The sequence below is a fragment of the Shigella sp. SIG3 genome (assembly GCF_053555855.1).
Genome location: NZ_JBQZXE010000180.1, coordinates 1 through 5,136 on the forward strand (window position 1 = coordinate 1; position 5,136 = coordinate 5,136).

Below are 5,136 nucleotides of genomic sequence, written 5' to 3' on the forward strand. Positions count from 1 at the left end.
GTTCATACCGCAAAACAGCGATAATTTTATAATGGTGGCATGATAAGACGCGACTATCATTCATTGCAGGCATTGGGACACCAGGCCGGATGTGATCCGGCCTGGTGTTAATGATACCCTTTCAAACTTCTTCCGCAGAACGACTCCCCTCCCCCGGAACAAGATCGGTTTCATGAAAAGCTTCCCGCTTGACCCCGTAACCGTCATACCAACGACACTCAACCATACCGCTGGAGTATCCAGTGACAATCATTCGCGGGCCGCCCTCTTTAACCGTAACTTCCTCACTAACCATAAAGCTCATACTCGCCTCCTTTTTTCGAGTGAAACTTGTTCACCTTAGTTGAAGATGGCGAATTTTGCATAATAGCCAGTGCGAGTATTAATGTGCCTGACCGCGCATTTTCGCTACTGCTTTCACTCCCAGCACCACGATGCCGCCGATGATAAATCCAAGAATCAGATTTAAAACAGTCGGTAATATCATCGCCACCACTGCACTTTGCTGCCCGGCGATATGTTCAATAGCGTGATGCAGCGGCGCAATACCATGTACCACAATCCCGCCGCCGACGAGGAACATCGCCAGCGTGCCGACAATCGATAATGCTTTCATCAGCCAAGGCGCGATAATCAATAACCCTTTACCTAATGCCTGCATCAGCGCGCTGGATTTTTCCGCCAGCCAATACCCTAGGTCATCAATCTTAACGATAACCCCTACCAGACCGTAGACGCCCACGGTCACTACCAGCGCGATGCCTGAAAGCACCAGCACCTGATTAAGCAACGGCGCCTCTGCCACAATCCCCAGCGTGATGGCGACGATTTCCGCAGACAAAATAAAATCGGTACGAATCGTCCCTTTAATTTTGTCCTTTTCAAACTTCAGCGGATCCTGCGCCGCCAGCTTCTCCAGACGCTGCTGGCTCTGCGCTGGATCTTCTTTATGTTTACGCGCCTCCAGCATATGCAGCACTTTCTCTACCCCTTCAAAGCAGAGAAACGCGCCACCAATCATCAACAGTGGCGTAATCGCCCACGGGATAAACGCACTGATGATCAGCGCCAGCGGCACCAGAATCACTTTATTGATCAGCGATCCTTTCGCCACGCCCCAGACCACGGGAAGTTCCCGGTTGGCCCGCACGCCTGAAACTTGTTGCGCATTGAGCGATAAATCATCCCCTAATACACCGGCGGTTTTCTTCGCCGCCAGTTTGCCCATCACAGAGATATCGTCCAGCAGTGTGGCGATATCATCGAGCAACGTCAGTAAACTACTCCCGGCCAAAAGCATTCCCTCTCATTTTTATTGCTGAAGGGTGTAAGTATGAAGCAAAAACGGCAGCTCTGATACTTGCTTCACAGGTCAACATTTATTTAACAATCAAGTGCAATTATATCTCTAGCCAGCAGAATGATTTTCACGTTTACTATGAACCACCTTTTTATTTCCGCCGTGAGGGATTATGCGTTTCCGCCAGTTGTTACCGCTTTTTGGCGCGCTGTTTGCGTTGTATATCATTTGGGGCTCAACCTATTTTGTCATTCGGATTGGCGTGGGAAGCTGGCCTCCGTTAATGATGGCGGGCGTTCGATTCCTGGCAGCCGGTATTTTATTGCTGGCATTTTTGCTACTGCGCGGACACAAACTTCCCCCGCTACGTCCGCTGCTCAATGCCGCGCTGATTGGCCTGTTATTGCTGGCTGTCGGTAATGGCATGGTGACGGTTGCCGAACATCAAAATGTTCCTTCCGGCATCGCCGCCGTAGTGATTGCAACCGTGCCCCTCTTTACCCTGTGCTTCAGTCGCCTGTTTGGCATTAAAACGCGCAAACTGGAATGGGTGGGTATTGCCATTGGGCTTGCCGGAATCATCATGCTCAATAGCGGTGGAAATTTAAGCGGCAATCCGTGGGGCGCGATTCTGATTTTAATCGGCTCGATTAGCTGGGCGTTTGGCTCAGTTTATGGCTCGCGCATTACCTTACCTGTAGGGATGATGGCGGGTGCGATTGAGATGCTGGCGGCAGGCGTGGTGTTAATGATCGCATCGATGATTGCGGGTGAAAAACTGACGGCGCTCCCTTCCCTGTCAGGCTTCCTTGCGGTCGGCTATCTGGCGCTGTTTGGTTCGATTATCGCCATTAACGCTTATATGTATTTAATCCGTAATGTCAGTCCGGCTCTCGCCACCAGCTACGCCTACGTTAACCCGGTGGTCGCGGTCTTGCTGGGTACGGGACTGGGTGGCGAAACGCTGTCGAAGATTGAATGGCTGGCGCTCGGCGTAATTGTTTTCGCGGTGGTACTGGTCACGTTGGGAAAATATCTCTTCCCGGCCAAACCCGTTGTCGCGCCAGTTATTCAGGATGCATCAAGCGAGTAAATGAATCCCCTGCGTGTCGATCTGCGCGCTGGCACCTTCGCCGCAGATCCACTCTTCCAGACGCTCGGTAAGCGCCGCATCCGTCAGCTTCTCGCGCCTACGTAACGCACACTCCCAGACAATCAGTACGCGCCAGCCGAGCTCCTGCAAGCGACTGATATCGCGGCGATCGCGTTCAACATTTTTACCTATCTTCTCCAGCCAGAACTCAGTTCGAGTCGCAGGCACTTTAAACAGATAGCAGTGATGATGATGCCAGAAGCAGCCGTGGGTAAATATCACGCAGCGATATTCATCAACGACAAAATCCGGGCGTCCGGGCAGACTGGCGTCCTGAACGCGAAACGCAAGGCCCTGCCCGGTTAACAAACTGGCGAGGCGCTTCTCAATCGCCGTATCACGCGTGGCAATCGCGCGCATATTTTTGCTGCGGGTGGCCTTATCGTGAACGTCGACCATGTTGTGCCTCTTGCTGACGCAACGCCACCGCCTGTTTGATTTTTGGCTCAAGCAGTTTTGCCACCGCGGCAAAGACCGGCACGACCACCGAGTTGCCGAACTGGCGATAGGCCTGAGTGTCCGAAACCGGAATGCGGAATTTCGCTTCTCCCGGCGCTTCAAAACCCATTAAGCGCGCGCATTCACGAGGCGTTAACCGACGTGGACGATGTTGCTGATTCAGCGGATCGTCAAAGTCTTTCTCACCCGTGGCCATATCCCAACCGCGATCGATTAAAATTTCCGCGCCATCTTTGTAATAACGAGCAGACAGCGTACGGGTGACGCTTTGCGGATTGTTCGGATAAACCATTCCATAACCGAAGCCGTTACCGCGCGCCTGATGTTTTTTCGCATATCGATAGAGGTACTTCCACAGCACCGGCGTCAGGATATATTTCGCCTCAACCATCGGGTCCAGCAGCTGCGCCAGCGTCACTCGCTGTGCAGGGAAACATTCGCTGATATCACGCAGAGTAAAATCGGCTTTCAGATTCAGATCGCGACGAAAACCCACCAGCACGATGCGTTCACGGTGCTGCGGCAGGAAATGTTTACCATCGATGATTTTCGGATCGTCCGGCCCGTTATCTTCTGCATCGGCAACGTCATAGCCCAGTTCGTCCAGCGTCTGCATGATGATGCGGAACGTTTTTCCCTTATCGTGACTCTTCAGGTTTTTGACGTTTTCGAGCACAAACATCGCCGGACGACGCGCGTCGATAATGCGCACCACATCAAAGAACAGCGTGCCCTGGGTATCGCAGGCAAAACCGTGCGCCCGCCCGAGCGAGTTCTTTTTCGATACGCCAGCCAGCGAAAATGGCTGACAAGGGAAACCGGCCAGTAAAACATCGTGTTCAGGAATGTGTTGACGAATATGTTCCGCCGCCGCCTCATCACTCACGCCTTCTTGATGACTGAGGGTGATGTCGCGGATATCTTCATTAAAATGATGCGTCGCCGGGTCGCAATAATGGTTGGCTTTATAAGTGCGTACCGCATGTTTGTTCCATTCGCTGGTAAACACGCACTGTCCACCAATCGATTCAAAACCACGACGGATGCCGCCAATTCCGGCAAATAGATCGATAAAGCGAAACGCATAATGCGGATGATGTTCCGGTGGTTTGGGTAACAACGTTTGCAGATGGGCAAACTCTTTCTCACTTAAACGGTGCCATGCCGAGTCATTCGCCAGCGCACGTTTTAAAATTGCCGCGCTCCAGTGATTCTCACCCACACCATTAAGCTGCGCCACCAGCATTTTAACATCATAAATTTGCAGCAGTTTCTCCAGCATTGCCTGTGCGGCATTCCCGGTGCTGTATGAATCGGTTACTGATATATTTTCCTGCATAGATTTAACCGGCCATCTGAGATGGCCGACAGGTTAACATAATTACTGCCGTTTAGGGCCACGCGCTCAGCCAGCGGGTGAAAACGCATCTATCACCTTGTGATCGATACCTTCATTCTCCCCCGCCAGTTCGGCACGGAGCTTCGCCATCAAACAGCGCCAAGCTCAATGCCCCTGAAACGGCAAATACGCGCGCCAGGCCAATCGCCCCCAGGGCTTCCAGCCGATCCGCATCCTGGACGATTTTAGCTTCCGTTGTTAAGGGGGCGATTTGCGCGCTGAAACTGTGAGCGGCAATGGCATGACAAACGGCCTCAATTTTCTCCGCCGGAAATTGCACGAACTCTTCACGGAGCAGGCGACGCGTCTCTTCTGCCGCCAGGATTGAAGAACGCTGCCGTTGCGGATGATTTTTCGCTAGGCTCACGATATCGTGAAAATAACAGGCGGTTAAAATCACCAGCATATCGACATCGTCATCTGCCGCCAGTTTCTGTGCCGTAGCCCAGACACGGCGAAAATGACACAGGTCATGCGCCGCGTCCTGATGTTGATGATGGTTTTTCAACCAGTTCTCGAACTGTGCCTGCCAGTGTTGTAACTCCATACGCGCTCCGTTGCCAAAGAGTCGCAACCTTAGCAGTTTTTATTCATAGCGTCTGCAACGTGCGGGACGAGGTCGGGTGTACCATGCAATGCCGCCTAACAAGGCACCAACCAGGGCCATAAACAGAAATCCGACCAATGCTCCTAACCACTTCCCCGCGGTAGATCCTAAATCACTTTCAAATCCCGACACGGGGGCATCGGGGATCCGGCTCATCACCCAGATGTATCGCGCCATTGCCCAGACGAAATAGCCACACCATGTATAGAAAGCCCACA

Annotated in this window: 6 protein-coding genes and 1 pseudogene; 1 reads left to right on the top strand and 6 read right to left on the bottom strand. The window is 52.4% G+C overall.

All coding sequences use genetic code 11. The annotated features are described in order from the left end of the window. Nucleotides 1-121: 121 nt before the first annotated feature. Complete coding sequence (locus ACUU1I_RS19505) at nucleotides 122-304, bottom strand: YodC family protein (protein ID WP_000009302.1); 183 nt, start codon at nucleotides 302-304, stop codon at nucleotides 122-124. Between the two features lie 78 nt (nucleotides 305-382). Continuing rightward, a complete protein-coding gene (locus ACUU1I_RS19510; RefSeq protein ID WP_000922693.1) occupies nucleotides 383-1,300 on the bottom strand; it encodes a DUF808 domain-containing protein in 918 nt (305 codons plus the stop codon). A gap of 172 nt (nucleotides 1,301-1,472) precedes the next feature. Here ACUU1I_RS19510 and yedA point away from each other — a divergent pair, with 172 nt between their 5' ends. Next, on the top strand, nucleotides 1,473-2,393 hold the full coding sequence (yedA, locus tag ACUU1I_RS19515) for a drug/metabolite exporter YedA (RefSeq protein ID WP_001212269.1): 921 nt from the start codon (nucleotides 1,473-1,475) through the stop codon (nucleotides 2,391-2,393). Here yedA and vsr read toward each other — a convergent pair. The 4 genes and pseudogenes from vsr to drpB all read right to left on the bottom strand — a co-directional run. Further along, nucleotides 2,382-2,852 carry a VSPR family DNA mismatch endonuclease gene (gene vsr, locus ACUU1I_RS19520; protein WP_000228688.1) on the bottom strand — a complete coding sequence of 157 codons (471 nt, stop codon included), beginning with the start codon at nucleotides 2,850-2,852 and terminating at the stop codon, nucleotides 2,382-2,384. The genes yedA and vsr overlap by 12 nt on opposite strands. After that, nucleotides 2,833-4,251: a DNA-cytosine methyltransferase gene (gene dcm / locus ACUU1I_RS19525; RefSeq protein ID WP_001157215.1), complete on the bottom strand. Its 1,419-nt coding sequence runs from the start codon at nucleotides 4,249-4,251 to the stop codon at nucleotides 2,833-2,835. Before dcm ends, vsr begins: the two co-directional genes overlap by 20 nt. Before the next feature lie 66 nt (nucleotides 4,252-4,317). Beyond that, a pseudogene (locus ACUU1I_RS19530) lies at nucleotides 4,318-4,858 on the bottom strand (phosphohydrolase). A 39-nt stretch (nucleotides 4,859-4,897) separates the two neighbouring features. Then, nucleotides 4,898-5,136: cell division protein DrpB (drpB, locus tag ACUU1I_RS19535; RefSeq protein ID WP_449144166.1), on the bottom strand; the 239-nt coding region annotated here is incomplete at its 5' end.

Bases quoted from the DNA above. Each gene is read 5' to 3' on its own strand.
- ACUU1I_RS19510 (WP_000922693.1), bottom strand. From the start codon at position 1,300: ATGCTTTTGGCCGGGAGTAGTTTACTGACGTTGCTCGATGATATCGCC.
- ACUU1I_RS19505 (WP_000009302.1), bottom strand. From the start codon at position 304: ATGAGCTTTATGGTTAGTGAGGAAGTTACGGTTAAAGAGGGCGGCCCG.
- vsr (WP_000228688.1), bottom strand. From the start codon at position 2,852: ATGGTCGACGTTCACGATAAGGCCACCCGCAGCAAAAATATGCGCGCG.
- yedA (WP_001212269.1), top strand. From the start codon at position 1,473: ATGCGTTTCCGCCAGTTGTTACCGCTTTTTGGCGCGCTGTTTGCGTTG.
- dcm (WP_001157215.1), bottom strand. From the start codon at position 4,251: ATGCAGGAAAATATATCAGTAACCGATTCATACAGCACCGGGAATGCC.